At 59.8% G+C, this 24,150-nt stretch carries 22 protein-coding genes and 1 pseudogene; 16 read left to right on the top strand and 7 right to left on the bottom strand.

Translation table 11 applies throughout. The annotated features are described in order from the left end of the window. Nucleotides 1–27: 27 nt before the first annotated feature. Nucleotides 28–774 (bottom strand): FadR/GntR family transcriptional regulator, encoded by a 747-nt coding sequence (locus tag LB545_RS17555; protein WP_140498326.1) that lies wholly within the window; start codon nt 772–774, stop codon nt 28–30. Nucleotides 775–880: 106 nt separating this feature from the next. Between LB545_RS17555 and LB545_RS17560 the strand changes: the two are divergent. From LB545_RS17560 to LB545_RS17570, 3 genes and pseudogenes are all read left to right on the top strand, one after another. Further along, nucleotides 881–1,012, top strand: a pseudogene (locus LB545_RS17560) (tyrosine-type recombinase/integrase); the annotation flags it as partial. 258 nt (nt 1,013–1,270) lie between these two features. After that, the gene (gene speB / locus LB545_RS17565) at nt 1,271–2,239 is read left to right on the top strand and encodes an agmatinase (protein ID WP_140623922.1); all 969 of its coding nucleotides are present in this window, start codon (nt 1,271–1,273) and stop codon (nt 2,237–2,239) included. A 17-nt stretch (nt 2,240–2,256) separates the two neighbouring features. Further along, complete coding sequence (locus tag LB545_RS17570) at nt 2,257–2,889, top strand: DUF1989 domain-containing protein (RefSeq protein ID WP_140498324.1); 633 nt, start codon at nt 2,257–2,259, stop codon at nt 2,887–2,889. A 76-nt stretch (nt 2,890–2,965) separates the two neighbouring features. Here the strand turns inward: LB545_RS17570 and LB545_RS17575 are convergent, their stop codons facing one another. Next, entirely contained in the window at nt 2,966–3,925 is a 960-nt protein-coding gene (locus tag LB545_RS17575) for a LysR family transcriptional regulator (protein ID WP_224705551.1), read from the bottom strand. 298 nt (nt 3,926–4,223) lie between these two features. Between LB545_RS17575 and LB545_RS17580 the strand changes: the two genes are divergently transcribed. The 8 genes from LB545_RS17580 (at nt 4,224) to LB545_RS17615 (ending at nt 10,711) form a co-directional block, all read left to right on the top strand. After that, entirely contained in the window at nt 4,224–5,078 is an 855-nt protein-coding gene (locus tag LB545_RS17580) for a transporter substrate-binding domain-containing protein (protein ID WP_140581142.1), read from the top strand. A gap of 110 nt (nt 5,079–5,188) precedes the next feature. Then, nucleotides 5,189–5,836 carry an amino acid ABC transporter permease gene (locus LB545_RS17585; RefSeq protein WP_140557324.1) on the top strand — a complete coding sequence of 216 codons (648 nt, stop codon included), beginning with the start codon at nt 5,189–5,191 and terminating at the stop codon, nt 5,834–5,836. A 3-nt stretch (nt 5,837–5,839) separates the two neighbouring features. Continuing rightward, nucleotides 5,840–6,490, top strand: a complete 651-nt coding sequence (locus tag LB545_RS17590; RefSeq protein ID WP_140498320.1) for an amino acid ABC transporter permease — start codon at nt 5,840–5,842, stop codon at nt 6,488–6,490. A 30-nt stretch (nt 6,491–6,520) separates the two neighbouring features. Continuing rightward, nucleotides 6,521–7,339 (top strand): amino acid ABC transporter ATP-binding protein, encoded by an 819-nt coding sequence (locus tag LB545_RS17595; protein WP_140498319.1) that lies wholly within the window; start codon nt 6,521–6,523, stop codon nt 7,337–7,339. 41 nt (nt 7,340–7,380) lie between these two features. Continuing rightward, on the top strand, nt 7,381–8,391 hold the full coding sequence (locus LB545_RS17600; protein ID WP_140498318.1) for an agmatinase family protein: 1,011 nt from the start codon (nt 7,381–7,383) through the stop codon (nt 8,389–8,391). 61 nt (nt 8,392–8,452) lie between these two features. Beyond that, nucleotides 8,453–9,397 carry an agmatinase gene (speB, locus tag LB545_RS17605; RefSeq protein ID WP_140524765.1) on the top strand — a complete coding sequence of 315 codons (945 nt, stop codon included), beginning with the start codon at nt 8,453–8,455 and terminating at the stop codon, nt 9,395–9,397. Between the two features lie 88 nt (nt 9,398–9,485). Next, nucleotides 9,486–9,929, top strand: a complete 444-nt coding sequence (locus LB545_RS17610) for a transposase (RefSeq protein WP_224681797.1) — start codon at nt 9,486–9,488, stop codon at nt 9,927–9,929. Between the two features lie 416 nt (nt 9,930–10,345). After that, on the top strand, nt 10,346–10,711 hold the full coding sequence (locus tag LB545_RS17615) for a hypothetical protein (protein ID WP_140524764.1): 366 nt from the start codon (nt 10,346–10,348) through the stop codon (nt 10,709–10,711). 167 nt (nt 10,712–10,878) lie between these two features. On the opposite strand, the gene LB545_RS17620 is transcribed toward LB545_RS17615, so the two are convergent. Both LB545_RS17620 and LB545_RS17625 read right to left on the bottom strand, forming a co-directional pair. After that, a complete protein-coding gene (locus tag LB545_RS17620) occupies nt 10,879–11,178 on the bottom strand; it encodes a DUF1236 domain-containing protein (protein ID WP_140515085.1) in 300 nt (99 codons plus the stop codon). Between the two features lie 823 nt (nt 11,179–12,001). Further along, nucleotides 12,002–13,456, bottom strand: a complete 1,455-nt coding sequence (locus tag LB545_RS17625; RefSeq protein ID WP_224705552.1) for a caspase domain-containing protein — start codon at nt 13,454–13,456, stop codon at nt 12,002–12,004. Between the two features lie 190 nt (nt 13,457–13,646). On the opposite strand from LB545_RS17625, the gene LB545_RS17630 reads away from it, so the two are divergent. The 4 genes from LB545_RS17630 (at nt 13,647) to LB545_RS17645 (ending at nt 19,900) form a co-directional block, all read left to right on the top strand. Next, a complete protein-coding gene (locus LB545_RS17630) occupies nt 13,647–14,372 on the top strand; it encodes a hypothetical protein (RefSeq protein ID WP_140498312.1) in 726 nt (241 codons plus the stop codon). A gap of 235 nt (nt 14,373–14,607) precedes the next feature. Then, nucleotides 14,608–17,283: an autotransporter gene (locus LB545_RS17635; protein ID WP_140623914.1), complete on the top strand. Its 2,676-nt coding sequence runs from the start codon at nt 14,608–14,610 to the stop codon at nt 17,281–17,283. A gap of 246 nt (nt 17,284–17,529) precedes the next feature. Continuing rightward, complete coding sequence (locus LB545_RS17640; protein ID WP_140515088.1) at nt 17,530–18,636, top strand: OmpA family protein; 1,107 nt, start codon at nt 17,530–17,532, stop codon at nt 18,634–18,636. A 19-nt stretch (nt 18,637–18,655) separates the two neighbouring features. Beyond that, nucleotides 18,656–19,900, top strand: a complete 1,245-nt coding sequence (locus LB545_RS17645; protein WP_140515089.1) for a caspase domain-containing protein — start codon at nt 18,656–18,658, stop codon at nt 19,898–19,900. 56 nt (nt 19,901–19,956) lie between these two features. Here the strand turns inward: LB545_RS17645 and LB545_RS17650 are convergent, their stop codons facing one another. After that, nucleotides 19,957–20,466 (bottom strand): DUF6931 family protein, encoded by a 510-nt coding sequence (locus LB545_RS17650; RefSeq protein ID WP_224519101.1) that lies wholly within the window; start codon nt 20,464–20,466, stop codon nt 19,957–19,959. A gap of 259 nt (nt 20,467–20,725) precedes the next feature. Between LB545_RS17650 and LB545_RS17655 the strand changes: the two genes are divergently transcribed. Continuing rightward, nucleotides 20,726–21,259, top strand: a complete 534-nt coding sequence (locus LB545_RS17655) for an OmpA family protein (RefSeq protein ID WP_140498307.1) — start codon at nt 20,726–20,728, stop codon at nt 21,257–21,259. A gap of 68 nt (nt 21,260–21,327) precedes the next feature. Here the strand turns inward: LB545_RS17655 and LB545_RS17660 are convergent, their stop codons facing one another. After that, nucleotides 21,328–23,658 (bottom strand): M23 family metallopeptidase, encoded by a 2,331-nt coding sequence (locus tag LB545_RS17660; RefSeq protein ID WP_224705553.1) that lies wholly within the window; start codon nt 23,656–23,658, stop codon nt 21,328–21,330. Further along, a complete protein-coding gene (locus LB545_RS17665; protein ID WP_181165311.1) occupies nt 23,655–24,062 on the bottom strand; it encodes a DUF1036 domain-containing protein in 408 nt (135 codons plus the stop codon). The genes LB545_RS17660 and LB545_RS17665 overlap by 4 nt, the downstream gene beginning before the upstream one ends. Nucleotides 24,063–24,150 lie beyond the last annotated feature (88 nt).

The following is a 24,150-nucleotide window of genomic DNA, read 5'->3' on the forward strand; positions in this document are numbered from 1 at the left end:
TGGTTGCCCGGCAATCCGCCCCTATTCTTATCCCTTTCGAGCGGATTGCGTTAAAAGCTGCTTGGTCGTGGTGTAGATGCGTGTTTCGTGGACCGCGAAGGCCCTTGCGGCCGCCTCGGAATCGCGCGCCTCAAGTCCCGCAAGAATGGCACGGTGATCGGCGATGCTCGTTGCGATGCTTGAAGGCTGGGCGACTGCTCGCCGCCGATGGTCGAGAAGGTAGGAATAGAGATCGGCGGCGATATCCGCCAGCGCGGCATTGCCGCCCGCCCGATAGATGGCCGTGTGAAATTCGCGATCGCAAATGAGGAAGCGAACGGGATCGTCGATCGCCGCTTCCTGCGCCTCGATCGATTTTTGCAGGGTCTCGAGCGTCGCGGCTTCAACCCGGACAGCCGCGGCCCGCGCCACCTGATCTTCGATCAGCAACCGCGCCTCATGCACGTCGTCAAGACTGTATCTGGAAATGTCGCGATAGCGGGCCGATTGGACCGCGAGTTCCCCGACTTCCGTCGAGGCCACCACTGTCCGCGTGCCTTGGGCGACGGAAAGGATGCCCTTTGTGGAAAGGATTAGGATCGCACCGCGCACCGTCTCGCGGCTTACCGACAAAGCGCCCGCAAGTTCACGCTCGCTTGGCAACGGGTCCCCCACGTCAAGAATGCCGGTCGCAATGAATGTCGCGATCTTCTGGACGACGAAGTCCTTCATCGAATGCTTCGGCACGCCGCCAAGCGCACTCCCGTCGTCGGTCAGAATCGCTCGTAGGTCCATCCGTCCTTACATCCGAAGAGGTCTAGTGGTCCGGTATATGTACCAGTAGGCCTGCTTCAGCTGTGCGTCAATAGCGAGACGCGGCCGTCAAATCTCGGCTGACAAGAGATATTGCTTTGGGAGCGGTGAGAACGTTCTCAGCCCGCATACTCTCCGGCACAGCTTCGCCACTCACCTGCTTGAGCAGGATGTCGACATCAGCGTCATCCAGGTGCTGCTCGGGCACAGCAAGCTCGAACGACAGCGCTCACCGGCGGAGCGGGAGTCTTCCTTCCATCGGTTTCGGGCTGCTCTTGTTCTAACCCTAATACGGCCAATTTCCGGATAAATCGATATGAACGCCCGATACTCGTGATGGATAGGAGTGGCAGGACCATGCTAGCCACGAGGCAGACAGACCGCAGGCCTGTCGTGCTTCACTCCAGCTTAAGCGCTTCGGCTCATATCGAAGGTCGCTGCCAGATGGCGTGAGGGTTATCCGAAAGGGAGAGTCTCGATGTCTGGACACGGGTATGAGGGTGGGCGGCTCGATCTCCCCTTCGTTGGGCTTAGCACCTTCGGTAAACGGCCGATCTGCCTTGATTGGGACAAGATCGACGCGGATGTCGCCGTGCTGGGTGTGCCCTTCGACATGGGGACCCAGTACCGCTCCGGTGCACGTTTCGGCCCCCGCGCCATCCGCGAGGCCTCGACGCTGTTTTCCTTCGGTCATGCCGGCGCTTACGACCATGAGGACGACCAAATCTATCTGCCGCTCGACAAGGTACGGATGGTTGATATAGGCGACGCGGATATCGTGCATACCGATACCGTGGCCAGCCACGCGAATACGGAAATGGCGGTCCGCAAGATTCTTGAACGCGGAGCGCTGCCCGTCGTCCTGGGCGGCGACCATGCCATCAACATTCCCTGCGTCAGGGCGTTCAGCGAACATGGCCCCATTCACATTGTGCAGATCGATGCGCATCTCGACTTTGTCGACGTGCGTCATGGCGTGCGCGAAGGACACGGCAATCCGATGCGCCGCGCGGCCGAACAGTCGCATGTCAGCGGCCTCAGCCAGATCGGCATCCGCAACGTCTCCTCGACCGCCCGCGACGGTTACGAGGATGCGCGCCAACGCGGCTCGACGATCCTTTCCGTCCGCCAGGCGCGCAAGCTCGGCGTCGAAGGTGTTCTGGCGACCATTCCGGAAGGCGTACGTTACTATGTGACGATCGACATCGACGGTTTCGATCCGTCGATTGCGCCGGGCACTGGCACGCCTAGCCATGGCGGCTTCCTGTATTATGAAGTAATGGAAATGCTCCGGGGCCTTGTGAAGCGCGGCGACGTCGTCGGCATCGACCTCGTCGAGGTGGCCCCGGCTTACGACCCTTCGGGCATCACCGGCTTTCTAGCAGCACAGGTACTCCTGAACTTTCTCGGCTATATCTTTGTCGAACACGGAGCGCGCGGACGCTGAACGAAAGGAATTCAACGATGCCAACGAACGCAAGTAACGGTCAGGTTCACGTCATTCCTGCCCGCAAGGGCGTGGCGACGCGCGTTGCCCAAGGCCAGGTGATCACCGTCATCAACACCCACGGCACCCAGGTGGTGGACACCTGGGCCTTCTGCGCCGACGATATCGCGGAATTCATGTCGATGGAGCACAGTCGTGGAGCCATGCTCAAGGTGAACCCGAAGAACGGCGACACGCTGTGCAGCAACAGGCGGCGTCCGATGCTGACCCTGATACAGGACACGTCGGGTGGCGTGCACGATACGCTGATCGCCGCCTGCGACCGCTATCGCTACCAGCAGTTGGGCCATGTCGGGCACCATGACAACTGCACCGACAATCTGGCGACGGCCCTCGGCGCGGTCGGGCTGACGCCACCCGAAACCCCTTCGCCGCTCAACCTGTTCATGAACATTCCCGTCGGCGAAGACGGTTCGGTCACCTTCGAGGCACCGGTGGCGGGACCGGGCTCCTATGTGTCGATGTGCGCGGAAATGGATTTGATCGTCGCGTTCTCAGCCTGCCCGCAGGACCTCATTCCGGTAAACGGTCAAGGCTGCGTTCCAACCGAAGCGCATTATCGGATCGACGCCAAGGCGCCGCGCCTTTAAAGCGCAGCCCTGCATCCAGACCATTGATCCCGAAAAAGCGGCTCCCGCTTTTCGGGATCAATGCATAAAGGAGTTTTTACATGCCGCGTACCTTGGGCATCTTGTTTTTTGCGTCGGCGGCTTGCCCTTTTCCGGCCGATTTTTCGGCACTCCCCACCCTTTTGCGCAGTTCCTGAAAAAAAATCCTCTGCGACAGCGACGCTTTCTTGTGCTTTGGCGCGATGAAGACGAAGGGCGAGCGGATCTGCGCCTCAGGAATAAGCAGCGCCTTAAGCCGGTTGTTCTGTCTAAACGTGACGGTCATGTGATCCGGCAGATAGCCGACGAAGTGGCCGCTCAGGATATACATTGCCTGCGCCTCGATATTCGAAGCATAGGCGCCGACATGCGCGTTGGGGAAATGCTGCAATTCCGACTTGTTGGCATAAGGGCGCACCACCATCTGCGATGCTTCCACATCAGCCTTTGTCACCAGCTTGCGGGAAAACAGCGGGTGGCGCTCGCTGCAGTAGAGCGAGTTGATTTCATAATGGAACTCGGTCTGCGAATAGCCGGGCAGCAATTTGATGCGGGGGGAGATCGCGAAGTCGATCCCGCCCTTGGCGGTTTCCGCGATAAGCTGTTCAGGCGAGCCGATGGTGATGCGCAGATCGACTTCGCTGGCTTTCTTGATGAACTGATGAATGACGTCATCGAGGCCCAGGGCTGAATCGGTAACGGTGGCATCGACGATCCCGACGCGCAGCACACCCGTCGCCTTGGAGCGCAGTTCGCCCAGTTGCATCTCGAACGCCGACAGCGCTGAAGTCAGCGAATGGGAATATTCATAGACCGCGGTGCCCCTATCGGTTAGTTCGAAGCCGCGCCTGCCGCGTTGGCATAGCGAAAACCCCAGCCGTTCCTCCAACGCGTTGATTTGGAAACTGATCGTCGATTGGCTCATCGCCAAAGCAAGCTGTGCTCCGGTAAATCCGCCATGCTCGACCACCGAGCGGAAAACCCTGAGCGCACGAATGTCGGCAACCGACAGACGCATTCTGACACTCCTCCCTGAGCCTCTCAGACGGTGTCGGGTATCAGCCTTACATCGCCAACTTCGATGTATAGTCTATTCCTTCCATGTTTATCAAAGATTCAATCCTGCCATGCTGCCCTACCAGATGGTGCCGTGCCGTCATGCCACTGGGGAAGCAAACAATCGGGCCGGCATTGCAGCCGGCTGACGACCTGGAGGTTTAAGGCTCGTCACGCATGCGAGATTCCTGAGCGCGTACAGAAGCCTCGGACTCCAAATAATCCATAATAAACGGGAACATACGAAACTGGAGGAAGTTATGCGATCCGCTTTGAAACTGTGCACTTCGACGCTGTTGGCCGCGTCGCTCTCGCTCGCCGTGGCGAGCTTTGCCACCGCCTCCGATCTTCTGGATCGGATCAAGGCAAAGGGGGAAATCACCATCGCGTCCGAGGCCCGCTACCCGCCGTTCGAATATGTCGAAAACGGCAAGATCGTAGGCTACGGAGTTGACCTCTTCGAAGAAGTCATGAAGGCGCTGCCGGACGTGAAGGTGAACCGGCTCGACCTGCCGTTCCAGGGCTTGCTGCCCGGTTTGCAGACGGAGAAGTTCGATGCCATCATAACGTCCGTCACCGTTAACAAACAGCGCTATGATACCTACAGGCTGTCTCTGCCAATCGCCGACGCGTCGTTCTCCTACGTCAAGCGCAAAGGCGACACCGCCTTGAACACGCCCGAAGACCTGAGCGGCAAAAATGTCGGCACGCAGGCCGGCTCGGCACAGCTCAAGGGCACCGAGGCCTTTTCCGAGGATTTAAAGGCAAAAGGCCTAGCGCCGATCGCCAACATCCAGACCTATGTCGACTTCAATGAAGCCTATGCCGATCTCGCTGCCGGGCGCACGGATGCCGTCGTGAATTCCCTGCCCAATCTGCTCTACCTGCAGACGCAGCGCGGCGACGTCTTCGAAACCATCCGCACAACGTTCGGGGACCCGACCTATTTCAGCTGGGCCTTCCGCAAGGACGACGACAGCAAGGCGCTTGCCGACTTCATCGATGACCAGTTCCGCAAGCTCGCCGCCGATGGAACCATGGCCAAACTTCAGGAAAAGTGGTTCGGCTTCACCATGAAACTGCCGACGGACGCTCTGCCCGAACCCAAGAGCTGACGAGTCGGCATCCAACGCCCGGATAAAGGTGAGGCTTTCCAGCCTCGCCTGCCTAACAACGCACAGGCTGCAAGCCTGGCCTCAAGTCCATAAGGTCTGACGACTTGGCAATGTTCGCCCTCATCCAGAACAACCTGCCCATCATGCTCTGGGGCGCGGGCATGACCATCCTGGTGTCGGGCGTCGCCATCATCCTCGGCATGCCGCTCGGCCTCGTCCTGTGCTTCGGCGTCACCTCGAAGAAGACGTGGCTGCGCTACTTTTCGCGCATCTATCAAAGCGTGTGGCGCGGCACGCCCATCCTCGTGCAGTTGCTGATTATCTATTATCTGCTGCCGCTCATCGGCATCAATGTAGCGCCCATCCTCGCGGCCATCCTCGCGCTGACCCTGAACACGATCGCCTTCCAGGCCGAGATATTTCGCGGCGGACTTTTGGCCATCCCACCAGGGCAACTGGAGGCGGCGCGCATGGTAGGCATACGCAAATGGGCGGGGCGCCAGCATATACTCGTGCCCCAGATATTGCGCCTCGTCATCCCGTCGCTGGTCAATGAGACCATCAGCATCCTGAAAAACTCATCGCTGGTCTCCGTTATCGCGGTGACGGAACTGATGCGGGTAAGCCAGCAGATCGTCGCGACCACCTATCGCCCGTTCGAAATCTACATCACCGCCGCCGTCATCTATATCGTCATCAATTTCCTTCTGTCGCTGATCGGCCGCATGGCCGAGCAACGGCTGGCGCGGAGGGCCTGAGCCATGGCGCAATTCTTCGACCTATGGGTGCAATACGGGCCGCTGATGCTGGCCGGCCTGGCGACGACGGCCTGGATCTGCGCACTTGCCACAGCCCTTGGACTGGCGATCGGCCTGTTGCTCGCCTGCCTCGAGAGCACGCCGTTCACGCCACTGCGCTGGGCCGTTCGTGCCTATATCGAGATCATGCGCGGCCTGCCGATCCTGATCCTGCTGTTCGTGCTCTATTATGGCGGCCCGAGCATAGGCCTCCGGCTGAGTGCCGAAGCGGTGGGTGTTTTCGGCCTCGGCTTCTATGGTGCCGCCTATTTCGCCGAAATCTTCCGCTCCGGTTTCCAGTCGATCTCCAAAGGCCAGATCGAGGCGGCGCGCATGGCCGGGCTCTCAGGCACGCAGATCATCCGCCATATCAAGCTGCCGCAGATGCTGGTCATGATCACGCCACCGATGGTCAACCAGATCATCATCCTCATCAAGGAATCCGCGGTGCTGTCCATCATCACCGTTGCCGAGCTGACCAAGAACACGACGCAATTCGTCAACGAGACCTACGCGGTCATCGAACCTTATCTCGCCGCCGCCCTACTGTACTGGCTGCTGGTCGAGGCAGTCGCGCAGCTCGGCAAATATGTTGAGCGCCGGGTGCGGTTCTAGGCCGCTCAACCACCAATTTGGGAATAAACGATGGCCACTGAAACCACCGAACCCGTCATCAAAATCCGGAATCTGACCAAGGATTTCGGCACATTCGCGGCCCTGTCCGGGATCTCGCTCGACATCAACCTCTCCGAGGTCGTCTGCATCATCGGACCCTCGGGGTCGGGCAAGAGCACGTTGCTGCGTTGCGCGAGCTTCCTCGAGGAATATACGAGCGGCGAGATCGAGATCGAGGGCCGGTTGCTCGGCTACAAGCGCGGTGCCGAAGGACTGGTACGAGAAAGCGACCAGAACATCGATTCCGTGCGCCGCAACGTCGGCATGGTGTTCCAGCACTTCAACCTATGGCCGCATATGACAGTGCTGGATAACGTGACGCTGGGATTGCGTCTTTCCAAGCGCGCTCCCGCCGCCAAGGCGAAGGAAAGCGGGCGCCGTGCGCTGGCCAAGGTCGGCCTCGCGGATTTCGCCGAGCGCTACCCCTCGCAGCTTTCCGGCGGCCAGCAGCAGCGCGTCGGCATCGCCCGGGCGGTCGCGATGGAGCCGCATGTGATCCTGTTCGACGAACCGACCTCGGCGCTCGATCCCCAGCTCGTTGGCGAGGTTCTCGACACCATGAAGCAACTGGCCGTCGAGGGCATTACCATGGTGGTGGTGACGCACGAGATGGGCTTTGCCGCCCAGGTCGCCGACCGTGTCGTCTTCATGGACCGCGGCAAGGTGATCGAGCAGGGCCCGCCCGCCAAACTCTTCAACGATCCGCAAAGCCCGCGCTTGCGTGAATTCCTCGACACTTGGAGACAGCGCAACATGCTGTTCCAGAGCGAGCCCACCGCCGGCCAGTAGGGCAGCGGCACAATCGACACGACAAGACGGAGGACCGTACCATGAGCGAAGGTTTGAGCCCGGCAGGTGTTCCCCGCATGTATGGCGACGTGCCACCCTTCATGGCATTTCCCTATGTGCGCGATCTGGCAGGTCTTTCCGCCGACGCTGTGGTGGTGGGCATGCCCTATGACGGCATCGCCACCTTTCGCGGCGGCGCGACCCGCCGCGCCCCGCAGGAAATCCGCAAATACTCGCTTCTTTATGGCAGCTACAGCTTCGACTGGGACCTCGACATGCTGGCCCATATCACCGTCGCCGATGCCGGCGACATCGATGTAGTGCCGGGCGACAATGCCGCCAGCTACGCCCGCCTCGAAGCGCGGCTTGCCGCGGTGTTGGTCAACGGGGCGGTGCCGCTGACCATCGGCGGCGATCACGGCATCAGCTATCCGGCGGTACGCGCGGTCTCCGATGCCGGCGACACCCCGGTCGGGCTCATCGTTTTTGACACCCATCTCGATCTCAGCGAATCCTTCGGCGGCGACCGCCTCACCCGCGCCTCGCCCCTGCTGCGCATTGCCGAACTCGACAAGGTGGCCCCTCGCCGCATCGTTGTCATCGGCGCGCGCGGCCCCCGCAACCTGCTCGAATGGACCCCGCTTTACCGCAAGCTCGGCATCACTGTGTTTTCCATGGAGGAAGTCGAGCGCCTCGGCATCGAAACGGTTGCCGAACGCGCACGCGCCATCGCCAGTGCCGACGGCGCGCGCCTCTATATCAGCCTCGACATCGACGGCGTCGATCCAGCCTTTGCCCCGGCAACCAACAGCCCCGAACCAGGCGGCCTTACCTCGCGCGAGATCATTCGCGGCGTAAGGATAGTGGCCCGCGACGGCTTTGCTGGGTTCGACCTCGTGGAGGTATCGCCGGATTTCGATGCTTCCAGCGGCACCACCAGCATCCTGGCCGGCCGGCTGCTGGCCGAGGCCCTGTTCTGCCTCGCGGCCAAGCGCGCCGGCAAGCAGAACGCCTGGCGCGACGCCCACAGGTCCGACTTCCAACAGAAATAGCACCACCTTCGGAGTGCGCCTCGCGGTCAAGCGACCCGATGCGCCAACAGGACACAAGACCATGAGCATTACAAATTTCCAGCCACTCGATTCCGGCAGCGTTCCGCGTTTTGCCGGCCCTTCAACCTTCATGCGCCTGCCCATGGCTACCCCCGAGCAGGTCGACATCGCGCTGATCGGCGTCCCCTTCGACGGCGGCACCACCAACCGGCCGGGCGCGCGCCATGGACCGCGCGAAATCCGCAACCAATCCAGCCTGGTGCGGCGCGTCCACCATGTGACGGGCGTCTCGCCTTTCGAACAGGTGCGTGCCGGCGACTGCGGCGACGTGATTGTAAACCCGCTCGACCTGCCCGGCTCGCTGGACACGATCAGCGCCTTCTTCGAAAACGTCCACCACTCCGGCGCCCGGTCTCTGGTCGTCGGCGGCGATCATCTGATCACGCTGCCCATCCTGCGCGGCATCGCCAAGGAACCGGCCGGCCTCATTCACTTCGATGCCCATTCCGATACCTATGACGAGTTCTTCGGCAACCGCTATAATCACGGCACCCCGTTCCGCCGTGCCGTCGAGGAAGGCCTGCTCGATCCCAAGCGCATGGTCCAGATCGGCATCCGAGGAGCGATCTCCGATGTGGAAAACTACGATTTCGCCCGCGAGGCCGGCATCCGGATCATCTTCATCGAGGAATTCATGGAGCGCGGCGTGGGCACGGTGATGGCCGAGGCGCGCTCGATCGTCGGCGACGCGCCGACCTACGTCTCGTTCGACATCGACGCGCTCGATCCGTCTTTTGCCCCCGGCACCGGCACCCCGGAGATCGGCGGCATAACGACGCGCGAGGCCCAGAAGATGATCCGAGCGCTGGCCGGCGTCGACATCATCGGCGCCGATCTGGTCGAAGTCTCGCCGCCGCTCGATCCTTCGGGCGTCACCGCGCTAACCGGTGCCACCCTCCTGTTCGAGCTTCTCTGCGTCATGACGATGCAAATACCGGCTAAATGAGACCCATGTGTGGAGTGCGCCCCTCGGACCGGACAGGATGAACAAGCAGAATTGACTTGGAAGCCGGGCTTTCGAAGGATGGAAGCCCATGGTGGCTTATCGCACGCACAGCATCGAGTTCAAACGTCAGGTAGTGCAGGAGTTCCTGTCCGGCGAGACGCTGCATGGTCTCGCCAAGCGGCACGAACTGCCGCGTAACCTGATCCGCATCTGGGTTCAGAAATACGAGGCCGGCTCCTTCGACGAAGACGTGGCGGCGGCCGACACGATGCAGACCTATGAGGCGCGGATCGCAGCGCTGGAGCGGCTGGTAGGCCGGCAAGCCTTGGAAATTGAGTTTCTAAAGGGGGCTCTGAAAAGCGCACCACGTCCGAGAAGCGGGACTACATCCGGATCAAAATTTCTCCCGCCTCCAACGCCCCTGCTACCGATTGAGCCCCGGAGGCGGGGCAAGGAAGCCATAGTTGCGTCGGGAACAAGCGGCGAGACCGATCCGCCGATCTCGAATTCCCATCCGAAGAGTTCCGCGTAAAGCGGCGCAGGTTCGCAGGATCACGCCCTATTATTTCAAAGTGGATGATTGGCTTGGCCATGATGTCCAACCTTTTAGACGGTTCGCAAAACAGTCGCAGCCCGAGCGGCAGCGGCTGCTGGCTCGGCAGGTGAAACACCTCCCAGGTCGCCCGCATCTGGCCACAATCGTTCTGTGCGACAACACCGCGGGACCGTCAGATCGGGGCGACGATGCGGAGAAGGCAACGGTTCACCGACAAAAAAGGCACGAGAGAAAAGAGCGCACCTCGGATGTTGCGCGCGAGTCGATCGAGGTCGAGCGGGCGGCACGGGATGCGAAGACAGCTCGGCTCCGAGAGCAAGGGCTGATGACTGAGATTCGCAGCTCAGCACCTAAGAAGGTGCAGCCCCGATAACTGCTTAAGGGAGGCAGCGATGCTCGATACCCATACAGACATTGCGCGGGCGGCTATTGAAGCCACCTTCCTGCCACGTCGCGCCGCATTTCCGCGCGATATTGATCACTCCCGACGCGTGCTCGCGACATCACGCGAGCTTCTGAAACGCCTGCGCCAAAGCCATGGCGATGACACCTCCCGAGCTTGGGAGGATGCAGACCCGGTTCCCTTCGCTATCTCAGCGTTCGATGCCGATGTTCTCCGGGCAGTGTTCAAAGATTTGGTGTTGGGAACATACGCGCCCAAATGTCGATGGCGCGATCTGGCTAAGACCCTGGTACTCGAATACGCCGGGTGCGATCAGGTCGAAGTTGGCTTGCTGGATTGGATCACCAGGAAGTAAGTACCTTGTGCCAAGTCGAGTTGAGCGCGTGTTCTAGAGATCCACCAGGCGCGCCACGAGGGGGTTGCGACGTCTCGACTTCAGGAGTTTATCTCAACTGTCCGAATGGCGATTTGACATACCCAACCCGCCGCCAGCTATGGCGGAGGTCGGGTTCGTTCTAGGTCTCAGTCGTAGACTTTGACGATCTTGCGGGTGCCCGGGTCCACCAAAACCGTGCGGTTGTCGATCACCACATACCGGTATTTGACATTGGGGACCTCATGGAGCTCGACCGTGTCCGGCAGAGCCGTGCCGACATTCAGCTCAAGTCCGAGAAGGTTCACGGAAGCCAGCGGTTGCTTCTTCACGTATTTGCGCACGACGGTGTCCTGTTCCGGTGTGATGACAACATCCTGTGCCGCAACTGCGCCGACGCCGGCCAAAAGCAATAGCGCGGCAGCGGTGCTGGTAAGGGGGATCCTCATGGTTTTTCTCCTGTTGTTCCGGCGACAGCACAAGTCTTCTGTGCGCCAGGCAACTGAACACGTCGGCAGGCCGAACGTTCCTCGATCAGGCTTCAGTCGGAATCCTGACCAGACCAAAGGCCGATCACAAAACGCAATGGTCTTATCTCTTGAGACTAGGCGGAACGGCTTAGGGCTAGGCTAGTTGCTTCTCCAAATCAGGAGAAAGCAGATGGATAAAAGCATTGGCCAAGCGCGTTGGTTGCTCGCGCCAACTTTCGCCGCAGCCGTCACATTTTTGGTGATCGGCATATTCCTTGGCTGACATGTTGTGGATCGGCACAGCTACGTCCCTTCCTGTGCTGATAGGGCCCGCAAGCCGCTTCGGTGGCTGGCGGGCCCTCTATTTCCAGTATGTTTGGTGAGCAAAAGACAATGACATCGATCCAGAGAACCAATGAGAGTGGCAACGCAAACCAACCGGCAAATGACAACGATGATCATGCGCCTGCGCTACTGGACGCTGTTTCTTTGACGAACGAGGAAAACATTGCCGACCTTGTCAGGCGAACCGAGCGCGTGGCGATTTTGGTAGTGTTGGGAATGGGGGGCTGGTTGATGTTAGTCCCCGCTATCTACCTTGTACTGAGCCACCGAATATGAATGAACAATTACGCCAGCATATGATCGCCCGTCTCGGGGGCCGGGGTCGGACAGTTTCATCATCCGCGCAGCTTTTCGCCTCGAATTCCAGCGTGGCGCTCGTTACCGTGACGCTTGATCATCTTGTTGGGCTGCAGCACCTGATCTGGAACTCGAGCGCGGCCCATTGCTGACCGGCTCGCTAAAACACACCACCAATGCCTATGCCGCCACTGATGTCCGGTGGGGGAGGCGCGGGACGTCTCGGGGCGGCCTGCGAGCGTTTCGCAGTCGTCCGTACGGAGCCGTTTCGTGAAGGGGCGGCGTCCGACGCTATCTTAGCCGGCTTGGCCTTCACGATGACCGGCTGCTTGCAGATTCTGCCTGAGCGCAAAAAGAGATCGCCCAGCAGTCCGACGCTCGGCTCCGTCGTCGCCGCGACTTGCTTGGTATTCTTGTAGTAGTCGGTGAGAGCACGGATTGAACCCGTGCCCCAATCTCCATCAATCTGCATCCGGTAGCAACCCAAGCGACGAAGTTCGGTCTGAACGTTGCGCGCAAGATCGGCTGTCTTGTCTTTGTCCGCCTCGCCCATGGATGCGCCGACAATGAGCGTTTCGAGACCGGAGACGACGCTTTGGCGAGCGTCCTCAACCCTTTCGGTCGGAGACAGATTGGCGACCTGTGTGCCAACCGGCTCCGGTGAACTGGCGGACGGTGCCGGAATCTCGACCGACCGCAACGTCTGTCCGACGATTAGCACGGCGGTCTGCAGGTCATTGGAGGCAAGCTCGACTTGCAATCTCTTCTTTGCCGCGGGGTCCGCAAGGATGCGTGAAAGGCTTGCGCTCAACTGTCCCGGATCGAGTACCTGTTGCTCCGTGAAATAGAACTGCTCACGCAGGTTCGATTGATCCCACGGCACTTGACGGCCAACCGTCAACGCTTCGGTTTCGTTGCGGACGCGGATCATCATATCCGAAATGCTGAGCCCGGGGATCTCGAGATTCTTCAGCAGCGCAATGGTGAACGGGCTGTTTTCGCCGCCGCCATCGGCCGTGACATTGCCTGGCTGGGTGGCAAAGGCAACGAACGTGTTTTCACCGACTTCAACTTGCGCCAGACCATTGCCGGCACCGGCACCGAGCGGATTGTTGCGGCACGCGTCCAGGAATATGAACGTCTGGCGGTCGCGGCGCGCGAACCGCGCGATCACATCATTCAGCTTGATGGCCGTGGCGGTGAGTTTTTCCAGGCTTTCAGGATCGGGCGTATCGACCGGGAGCAGGTAGTTTTCGCCGGTCAACTGCACGCCATGACCGGCGTAGATAATCAAAACTGCGCTGACGGTAGGCAGCCTTGCATCAGCTTCTCGAAAGATTCTGGAAAAATCTTGGGTCGAAAGATCGGTGCCCGTCAGGACCTCAAAATTTAGCCGCTTCAAGCTCTCTGAGAGCTTTGCGGCATCATTTGCGGCATTGGGGAGATGCTCAAGTCGGCTGCTTTGATAGTTCGAATTCCCGATGACGATCGCTAGCCGGTTGCGTGGCTGCGGCGCCGCGGTCGGCTCGACCGCGGCGCGAGCACCAGCTGAGCCAAGAAGCAGAAAAATGAGAAACAGTGGGACACGAAACAGAAGTCTGTTGCAGTGGGTCATATCAGCATGCTCGCTCCGGCCTGCCTCAATCTTGGTCCAGCAACTTCCCAACGCACCACGACGCAACCACAATCAGCCTAAGCGCCTGCCCTCATACCGGCGAAGGTCACCAAAATTTATACCAAGAATCCTGTCAAAGATAGGGAAAAGGGATTTGTATGCGATCAGTCATTGGACTGTGGAGGACAAGATGCCGACCAAGATCAATCTTGCGCTGCCGGTTTATGGAGCCGCCTACAAAAGCGTGTTCGTTCGCAGCCTGTTCGCGGCCTTAACTCATAAGAGCCTGTCCAACTACGCCTTCACGTTGTCGGAAATCGAGTACACGGATATTCCATTTTCGCGGAACTATCTGCTCACGAATTTCTACTACAATAAACCGGATTGCAGCCACATTCTGATGATCGACAGTGACATGGGCTTTTCACCTGATCTTATCGCGGCGATGCTGGCGCTGGACAAGCAAGTCGTCGGCACCCTGTATCCGCGGCGCCGGATCGATCTGCGCAAACTCCATTCCCTCTCGACACTGCCCTTCGACAAAGCCTTTGCGCAAAGCCTGGAGTTCATCGGAACCGTCGTCGAACCTCGGCAAGAGCAAGAAGGCTTTGTCCGGGTAACGTCATGCGGCACGGGCATCTTTCTGGTCTCCCGCGACTGCGTGACGGCCATAATCGAGAAGTTACCCGAGACGGTGGACCGGTCTCGTTACAGAAAGAGCAAGTACACCGCTCAGTTCGAGAATTTCCTGACGCCATTTGCGAAGATTGTGACGCCGGAACTGGACCTCCCTACCGATTTCTCGTTCTGTCACCGCTGGGTTGAGCAGTGTGGTGGCGAAATATGGGCAAGCTACCATCGCAAGATTGCACATGCGGGAGATCTGACTGTTTCGGCGGCCTATTCTGATCTTTAAAGATGCCTTTGAAGTTTGGCCACTGCTTTTGACAGGCTCATTTAAGTTTACGATAGTGTCCTTGTCGCCACAGATAGCCTTATAGTCTCCTGAGAACGAACGCCAAACCATTGCCGCCCAGCAACGCGACGCGTACAGTGCCGGTTAAGCAGTCAACGATCCCATGAGATGGATCGTTGATCTATTTAATTGCCTTGATTTGTGACGGTATCGATTTCTCGTAAGGTGGGGTCGAATGAGAGTGTCGCGCGAGGCCTATCAATGGACGGGAGTCTCGTTGCTCGCCTTAGCGGCGGCGTCCACGTTCCAAGTCTCTGGCGCGGCGGCCTGCTCCGCTACTGCAAACGGCGGCGGCACTCCCTTCCAGGCGACATCGGTTACCGTGAACTGCACGACGACCGGGGATTTTCAGGACGTCGATGGCGTATTCACCACCCGATTTAGCGGGTTCGAGAACTCGTCGGAAGTCATCGTCAACGACTACGACGGCAATGGCGACGACGTCGTGAGAATTTTTGGCGGCCTCCTGACCGATAAAGCGGCGACAACACCCGGTGTAGGCGGCCTGCCTGCGGGAGGGTCGACCTCCTTGCAGCCGGCGGACGGTACAATCGAACTCCTCGGCGGCAACGACCGGTTTGAGATGTTCTATGGGGATTTCTTGGGGGTTCCGTACGCCCCAACCGTCGCGGCCAATCTCAATACCGGGGCCGGGGATGACCTGGTCGTCATCCAGGCCGGCAGTATTCAGGACATTGACCTTGGAGATGGTGCCGACAGCGCTGTGATATTCGGCGACGGTACACAGGTTGGCAATGTGACCGGCGGCAGAGGTGACGACCTGTTATCGATCGGCATGCTCACTACCGAGGAGGGAATTTTTTTCAGCGCGCCGACCGCCGGCGTTCTCTCCGGGGGCGATGGCAATGACACCATCATCATTGCGGGAGGCACAGTTGATGCCCTGGATGCCGGGGCTGGCAATGACCGGGTCAGCGTCAGCGGCAGTGCCGCGGTCGACCTCGACCTCGACGGAGCGGGCGGAAACGACACGATAATGGTCGCTGGCAACGCCACCATTGGCGGCAGCATATTCGGCAATGACGGCGACGACACCGTCAACATAAACGGCGGAACCATAGGCGCCACGACAGGTGGCAACATCACCGGCGGCCTAGGCTTCGACAGCGTCTCGGTCGTCGGCGGCGACATAAAGGGCGGCATCGACGCCGAACATGTCCATTTGTCGGGTGGCACGATCGAGGGTGACATTACCGGCCTTGGACCCAACACGCTAACCATCGATCATATCGGCGCCGTCGAGCCGCTCATCCTTAGCGACGGGGTGCTATTCAGCGGTACAGGCGCCAACGGCACAGTCGTCGACACCGACCTTGCCGCCGGCGGCAAGAGCCAGAACTTTGCCGGCTTCGACAATTTTTCGGCCGACCATTCGACCCTTCGCTTCAGCGGTGGCACGCAGGGCATAAACCAACTCAACCTCGGTAACGGTTCAACGCTGTTCATCAACGGCAACGTCACTATGCCGGGTTCGATCATCGCGACAAATTCCCTGATCAACATGATGGACGGTGTCGCCGACGACGTGTTGATGCTCGGCGGCCTCGCCCTCAACAGCGCCACCATCAGCCTCGACATCAACCAACAGACGCTACGGTCGGATCAACTCGTTGCCAATGCGTTTTCGGCTGCCGGCACCAGCACCATTATTGTCAATCTGCTGGGCACCCCCCAATTCGCCCAAGTGACCAATATCCCGATCATCGTCTCGGCCAGCGGACCGGTTGCCGGCACCTTCCGTCTCGGAAGTATTTCCGGCACGCCGGGTTCGCTTTTCAGCTATGAGATCGTGAACGGCCCGAATGGCGGCTTGTTCCTGCGTGCCACGCCGGCCAGTTTCGGCATTGCGGCGGCGCCGACCAGCGCGACCAACGCGGGCGCGGTCGAGGTGGCACTCGACGCTCTCTACGGCATAAACCGCGACGCGATCGATGCTGACCTCCACCTTTCGCCTGCATCCGGATCTGGAATGGTACCGGTTTCTTCGAGCTTCGGGGTCTTTGCTTCCGGCCAGTTCGCTCATACCGAGCATGACGGCTATAACATCAGTGGCGGCGGCCTGAATGGCCCGGGCCCGAGCTTCGATGCCAATGATTTTTCGGCCGCCATCAGCCTGGACTTCAATGCCGCCAAGCATTTCCAGTTCGACAATGAGTATGGCCTGAACATCGGTGTATTCGCCGGCTACGCCTCGACTGACGTCAATCTCGGAGCCTTCCAGGGATTTGATGCCATAGGGGAAGGTAACAACAAGGCCGGACTGTTCGGCGGCTACGCACTGTTGCGCAAGGACTACAATTACGCGCTGGTCTCGGCCTCCGGTTTCTTCGGCCGAAGCGACGTGATGAACGGGGTGCTTGACACCACCGGCAGCTATGACACCGAGGGCTACGCGGTCACGGGATCTGTCGGCCACATCTTCGCGCTGGGCGAACGCACCCGTTTCGATCTGCGTGGCGGCCTGCTTGGTGTTTCATTCCGCGGCGATCCCTACACTGACAGCGGTGGCAATCAGTTCGGCAAGAGCCGGCTTTCATTTGGCGCCATCAAGTTCGAGCCTGGCATTTATGGCGATTACACGCTGAGCAACGGTATGGTGTTCAGCCCCTATGCGCGTGGCGAATTGCAGCAGCGTTTCGGTTACAAGAACACGACCGAGATCGGTACCAGGACGATCGCCTTCGACGATGCGGATTTTTCCGTGGCGCTATCGACGGGGTTCAACCTGAAAGTTTCGGAGTTGACGACCGTCAACGGCGAAGTCCGTGGTAAGGCCTCCTCGGATAGCTCCACTATTGGCGCCAAGCTCGGACTTAAGATAGCTTTCTAGCGGTTCCTCGATCCGCGGATCATCCGCGCCCGCGCTGAGTTCCTGACGTCTTTGGGATGGGAATAGCAGGACCTTCGAATCCCCCGCACTCAGGCAAGGTGCGGTATCGTGATGCCGGGATCGCGGGCTGGCCAAACACACCAACCGGGATGCTCGCCAATTGGCAGCAAGTGCTCTATGCTCTCTGGAGACACCGCATGGTCGTGATGTCGATACGGGGTTCTGTTGTCGTAGGCAGGGGGAGCCATGTTCGAAGTTCTCGGAGTCTGGCGCAAAGCACGGTCAAGAAGCAGAGTCGCCGCGAAGACGCTTGGCTTGATCGTTTCGTTGTTCGTGTTGTTTTTGCCCGGACTGGGAACGGCGAACGCGCAGACAAACTGGACGCTCGATCCGACCGCTTCGGTCCTCACCTATCAGTCGGTCAAGAAGAACACGATCGTCGAAACCAACAAGATCAGGAATATTTCCGGCAGCCTCACTTCGACCGGCGACGCCAAGGTCTCCTTTGACCTCAACTCAGTCGATACCGGGGTCGACCTGCGCAATGTCCGGATGCGGTTCCTCTTCTTTGAGACCTACAAGTTTCCAACCGCCGAACTGACAGCGAAAGTGGATCCGGCGGCATTTGCCGACCTCGCCACCAAGCGACGTATGAAGGCGGTTCTTCCATTCCGTCTCAACCTGCATGGGGTCGACAAGGATCTTGAGGCCAATGTCGTGGTGACCATGGTCAGCGACACCATGGTCTCGGTCGCCTCGGAGGCCCCTGTCGCGGTGCATGTGGAAGACTTCGGTCTATTGCCCAATGTCGACAAACTCCAACAGGCGGCCAGTGTGACCAACATTGTTCCTACCGCATCGGTGTCGTTCGATTTCGTGTTCACGGCCGACGGAAGCAAGCCGCCCCCCGCCCAGACCGTTGCGGCAAGCACCGAGGTCGGGCCCGTCGCCACCGATGCGACGAAGACCAACTTCAACGATGAGGAATGCCTCAACAGGTTTGCGGTGCTGTCCCGTACCGGGGCGATCTATTTTCGCCCCGCGAGCGCGCGGCTCGATGCCCAAAGCCGCCCGCTCCTCGCTGAGGTCGTCGGTGTCGTCAGCAAATGCCCAGGCCTAAAGGTCGAAGTTTCCGGACACACCGATGCCGATGGACCGGTTGCAGAGAACAAGCGCTTATCGGAGCGCAGGGCCCAGGCAGTGGCCGACGCCATTGTTGGAGCGGGCATTCCGCGCACGCAGATTACGGCGACCGGCTACGGCGAGGAACGCCCAGTCGCCGGCAACGACACGCCGAAGAACAAGGCGCTCAATCGGCGGATCGAGTTTTCCGCCACCAAGCTCGTCAACTGAGGAAGGATCTGTTGTCCCGGTGGGTTTCGATCTGATCGCCCGTCGCAGTAGCCTTCTGCGCGCAATCGGGCTCGCGGCAGTTGCGCTGCTTTTCACTTTGACGGCAGCCGATGCCGAGCGCCGTACAGCGCTGGTACTTGGCAACTCCCAATATCTGCACGCCCCGGCACTCGCCAATCCGGTGCGCGACGCCAAAGCCATCGCCGAAAGCCTGAAAGATCTTGGTTTTGAAGTCGTTTCCGGCTTCGATCTGACCAAGTTGCAGACCCAGACGACAATAGCGCAGTTCGCAAAGCAGGTGCGCGGGGCGGACATCGCGCTTTTCTTCTATGCGGGCCATGGCTTGCAGGTTTCAGGCAGCAACTATCTTCTTCCGATCGATGCCGCCCTGGAGGACGAGACTTCGCTCGACTTCGAGGCGGTGCCTGTCGATTTCGTTCTGCGACAGATGTCTCGCGAGACCAGCATAAGGCTTATTTTCCTCGACGCCTGTCGCGACAATCCTCTAGCCGAGGTGCTGGCAAAGACCGCCGGCGTCAGGGGAGCAAAAAGCGGCCTTGCGGAAATCTCGATCGAGAATGGCGGTGCCGGTACGCTTGTCGCGTTCGCCACCAGTCCAAATCAGGTCGCCTACGACGGATCCGGCAAACATTCGCCGTTCACCTCGGCGTTGCTTGCGCACATTGGCGAGACAAATGTGTCCATCACTGAGGCGATGAACCGTGTTACCGCCGATGTGTTCAAGGCAACCGCTAGCAAGCAGCGCCCCTGGAGCAACGTCTCGCTGACCACCGAGGTCGTCCTGCACAAGGTTGATCTCAACGCACCGCTGATCGTCGGTGAGGCGGGCGTTCCCGGACCGCAAGGCGACTCGGATACGCGCAATGCCACTGCTAATCCGTCGAGCTCCGCCAATGACGCCCAACTCGCACTCAATGTGCTCCGTCAGAAAATCCCAAAACTCGCCTCTGACGACCCGATCTTTTTCGACGTTCCGATCGATTTCGGCGACCCCGAAATCGATGGGAAGAGTATTGCGGAGCTCATAAAAGGCGAGCCACGCTTCAGTCCGGTGGAGGGCCTCGACAATTCGGTATGGCAGGGCAAGCACTGCGACGGCTGCCATGAGTGGAACGAGACCCGACTGTGTGATCAGGCGAAGAATTTCGCCGCCAACGATGTCTCCGTTCTGCGCTTGCAGCATCCGCTTGGGACACGCTTCAAGGTGGCGCTCGCCAAATGGGCTCAAGGGGGTTGCAAGTAGGCGGGACGGAGGGCGTCCTCCAGTTCTGTGGGTGCCGGTCGTGTGGGCGAGTGCCCCTAAGATGCATCCGTTGACTGGTGGAGGGCCTCGATCTCGGCCATCTGGATACCGATTTCGACGAACGCCGACAGCACCGAGAAACGGTCCACGAGCGCCACGCGTGCCAGACCGGCCAGAATTCCGGCATTGATTGCATAGGCAGCAGGAGAATGCTGCAAATCCAGTGCCGGCATCGCGGCCACGGCTGACCGATCTTCACGCGATCCCGCAGCTAGGATAATCCAGCCGACCGGGGTTGTTGGCGATTTTGCCGCGGCGGCTCTGACGTCTGTTCGATGGCGGGGGCTGTCGGGTTCGCTCACCCAGTCGCGGACAAGACCGAGCAACCGGTGATCGGTCTCATCGAAGAGGTCGCTCAGATGGCTTAGGCATTCGTGGGCCCACCAGACTGCGGCCCGCTCGGGAAGCAGGTAGGCGCAAAATGTAATCGCTTCCTCAGGAATGCGCCCGGCGAGGAGGTCGCGGCAAAACGCGATCGAGTGCTGTTCGGTCGGAGGAGTGCGCATGTCCCTGGTGATAGCGGGACAAGCTGCGAAAAGATCCCGTGCCGTTTTGAATCGGAGCCCATGGGCCATGAACGCCGCGCTTTCATCGAGGAACTTTGGCCACTCAAGCCTCAGGCACGGCGCGGGTCAAGTCTCAAGCCGTGCCACGGCCAAAACAGTCGCGATGATCGCACCTCCAACGTTTGGCCACAGACAATTGCGCTGGAATTTGATATGTTCGCGGTCGATCAAAATCGGATACTCAAACAGGAGGAGCGCTATGCAGTGGAGTCGTTCAGCCTTTGTGTTGGCGGTCGTGTTTTTCTCGAACCATGCTTCCGCCGATCCGGCTCGGAAATCAGAAGACATCGTGAAGTTTTTTGCCGGCGCAGCCGATCTTGGCAAATCTCGAGGAATTTGTGTCGGTTCCGAAGAGGAGTGCAACAAGAGCAACACCAATGGGCAGCAGGAAGGCAGATCCAACCTCGACATGCTGATCAATTTCGGGCTGGATTCGGCCCAACTCGACGCAACCGCGCGCGCTGAGCTCGAAGAGTTCGCCAAGGCTTTGAAAGACAACCGGCTGAGCACGTTCAACTTCGTCGTCGAAGGCTACACCGATGCGACGGGCACGCTGCGCTACAACGAAGGTCTGTCACAACGAAGAGCGAAATCGGTGGCAGCTTTCCTGACGGCCAGCGGTGTCGAGGCCGCGCGCATCAACGCCGTCGGCATGGGCGAGAAGAACCCTCGCAACGCCAACCCGTACGATCCTGCCAACCGCCGCGTGGAAATGCGGATAAAAACGCAATAACCGTCGAAACTGCGCGGCAAACCGAGGGGGAACCCTTCTGCGCAAGAAACTCATGCCAGACCTGACGCTCAGAGCGTATTTGGGATCGAGCCCATGAGAGCAGTGATGGCCTGTTTGTATTTTTCGAACTCCGGCGACGTCTGACGGATTTCGGTGGTCGTTGTCTGTGACCCGGCGTCGGTTGCCAGATGAGTCAGCTTCTGGCCCATTTTTCTTTCGGCCCAGTCCACCACGTAGCTGGCTGTCTTGCCGGTGAGGAACGGGTTGGCCTGGATGACGGCCGACCCCAGGACAGCGCTCAGCTGCGCCGAACCTGATGCCGACAGAACCTGATGCGCGCCTTCCATTCCAAGGAAATGACAGAGATAGAGCCGGCCGGCCGTGATTTGGTGGCCGCGCTGGCGCAGGTAGGCCTCGCCTTCGCGCGCCAGGTTGCGCACCATCTCTCGCGAGATCGTGGCGTCGTAGCGCAGGGCGAGTAGGTCGTCGGTCGACAGCGTGCGTGCAAGCTCCGGGCGGTAGGTATTCATCATCCTGATCCAGGTCTTGGTTATGAACTGGCCGGCGCCCGTCGCGGAAGAATTAGGATTCTTGGCGCGAGCACTACCGCCACTTTCGACGTGAACGATGCGCTCGGTGAGCGTTTCGACCGCGGAATCGTTCGATGCGACCGCGGTAACCGTGCCCAAGGGGTCGATCGCCTCGCCGTTTTGGTAAAGCTCGAAATGCAGGTGAGGGCCGGTCGATAATCCGGTGGTGCCGATATAGCCGATGACGTCGCCTGCCTTGACCTTGGTGCCGACGCCGGCTTCGATTGCAAATTTCTGCATGTGCGCATAACGCGTCTCGCGGCCGTTTTTGTGCAAGATCTTGACCAGATTGCCGTAGCTTCCCCCATCGCCCTGGAAGGTGATCTCGCCATCGAAGGCGGCTGCGATCGGCGTGCCGACGGGTGCCGCCCAATCGACGCCCTTATGGATGCGCACGGTCCCCAGAATGGGGTGCTTTCGTGGTCCGAAGGTGGAGGTCATGACGCCATTCACCGGCGTGACCATGCCGTTGGTGACTGTCAGCGAGCGTACCTGATCGTCACCTGTAACACACGCAAACTGGCCGTCGCTTTGCTGGAAGACAAAACAGTCGAGGCTTTTCTCGCTCCCCTGCACGCCCACATACAGAACCCGTCCCGCGCCCTCGTCCTTGCCCCTGGGCGTCTGTGAATAGATCATCACCAGACGCTGGTCCTCGCTTGCAAAGGCGTCCAGATCCTGTCCTCTCGAAAGATACATGATCGCCTCGCCGATCACGCCGGTTGGAACATTGTTGCGGGCTGCCGTCGAATAGACGGCGTCGAGCAGACGATACTGTCGTTTATGCGTACCTTCTTCCTGTGCGCCCGAATAGTTGAACAGATCTTCGCGAACCCAGGGATCAACACCCGACACGAAGGCGCCCGCGCCGTTGCGCGTCAGCGTGCCGACGAACAGGTTCTTGGCGTAGATCGAAACCTGCATCAGGGACATTGCGCTCGTGTCGCGCGTCGGCCTGAACCCTCGCATCGCAACGACGTAACCCGCTGCCAGGCCGTCCCGGTGGAAAAGCGCGCTCAGGGCCTCGCCTGCCAGCTTGGCATCCTGCGCGGAGAAGTGCGCATCCAACGCTACGCTGTCCAGACTGCGATCATTGAGAACCTTTACGAACGTGTCTTCGGTCGCCGCGAATCGCTGGTACTCATTGGTGACGGCTACGACGCTCGTGTTGTTCTCGATCTCGGTCTTCTGGAATGCCGGCAGGGCTGCATCGCCTGCATCGATCGTCTCACCCCATCCGGCTTCGGGATCGTCGCTGTCGGCTTTCTGACCGGAAGCCGCTTCAAGTTCCCTGGCGGGAGGCGAGGGTTGAAGATCGTTCTCCAGATCGCCCGATGGCGCGGCAGCGGTTTTTCGTTGCGCTTGGAAGAATGCGAAATCCTCCTGCGTCGACGGTATCGTCGTCATGAATTTTTCGCTGGCGCTCAGCATGACGTCTGACAGGACTTCGAGCTGGGGAGAAACGTCGGCCTGATCGAGTTCTGCCGGACGCGGGACCACTCGGCCTTTGGTTGCGGCGCCGGCATCTGGCGCAAGGGTGATCCACATCGGGTCCCCCGCCAGATCGATCAGCGCTGGCACGTAGACGGATGCGTCGGCCGGCACATCGTCCGCCCCCTCGACCGCATGCAACTCCTCGTCTTCGTCGCCGAATGACCAATAGTCCGCGGTCAGGTAAAAACCGGCGGCCACGCAAAGCAGCACAGCCGAGGTCAAACCCACCATCAATCTACGCCATAGCGTGCGCCTGCGAAGGGCGGCGCGCGCCTGCTTCTTCTGTCTGAAGCTCGTGTCGATATGGTGTGTCACGGATTGCTTGCGGTCAGGAAGAAGGTCCACCGCACCTGTTCGAGGGTGTCGACTTCCAGAAACCGGGCGGTGATGTGGCCGCGCTGCCAGCATTCGTCACTGCCGCGGATCGAGAAACGTCGCCGTTCGATGCACATTTCGGTCAATCCGGCGAGGATGGCATGACCAAACACGTCAGTTGCATAGATGTAGACGTAGCGGTTGGTCAGTTCCTCCCGGATAACGTTCACGCATTGGTTTGCGCCGATGGTCCACCATCCATCGGTCTGGTCCGCATTGTCGACCTTCTGGCCGACGGCGAGATTGACGACATCGAGTGTCTGATTGCAGACCGTGAACTCGGCTCGCGCTTGGCTGGACAACAGCAGGGCGAGGGGAGCGCCCAAAATAATCGCGAGTTTCATGCGCGCCCTCGGGGCAGATAGGGCTGGAACCGGACCTGCTGCTTTTCGGGCAGGGCAGACCAAGCGGTCAAACACCAGCGGCGGCGTT

Source organism: Mesorhizobium sp. BR1-1-6 (genome assembly GCF_020165355.1).
Lineage (GTDB): Bacteria > Pseudomonadota > Alphaproteobacteria > Rhizobiales > Rhizobiaceae > Mesorhizobium.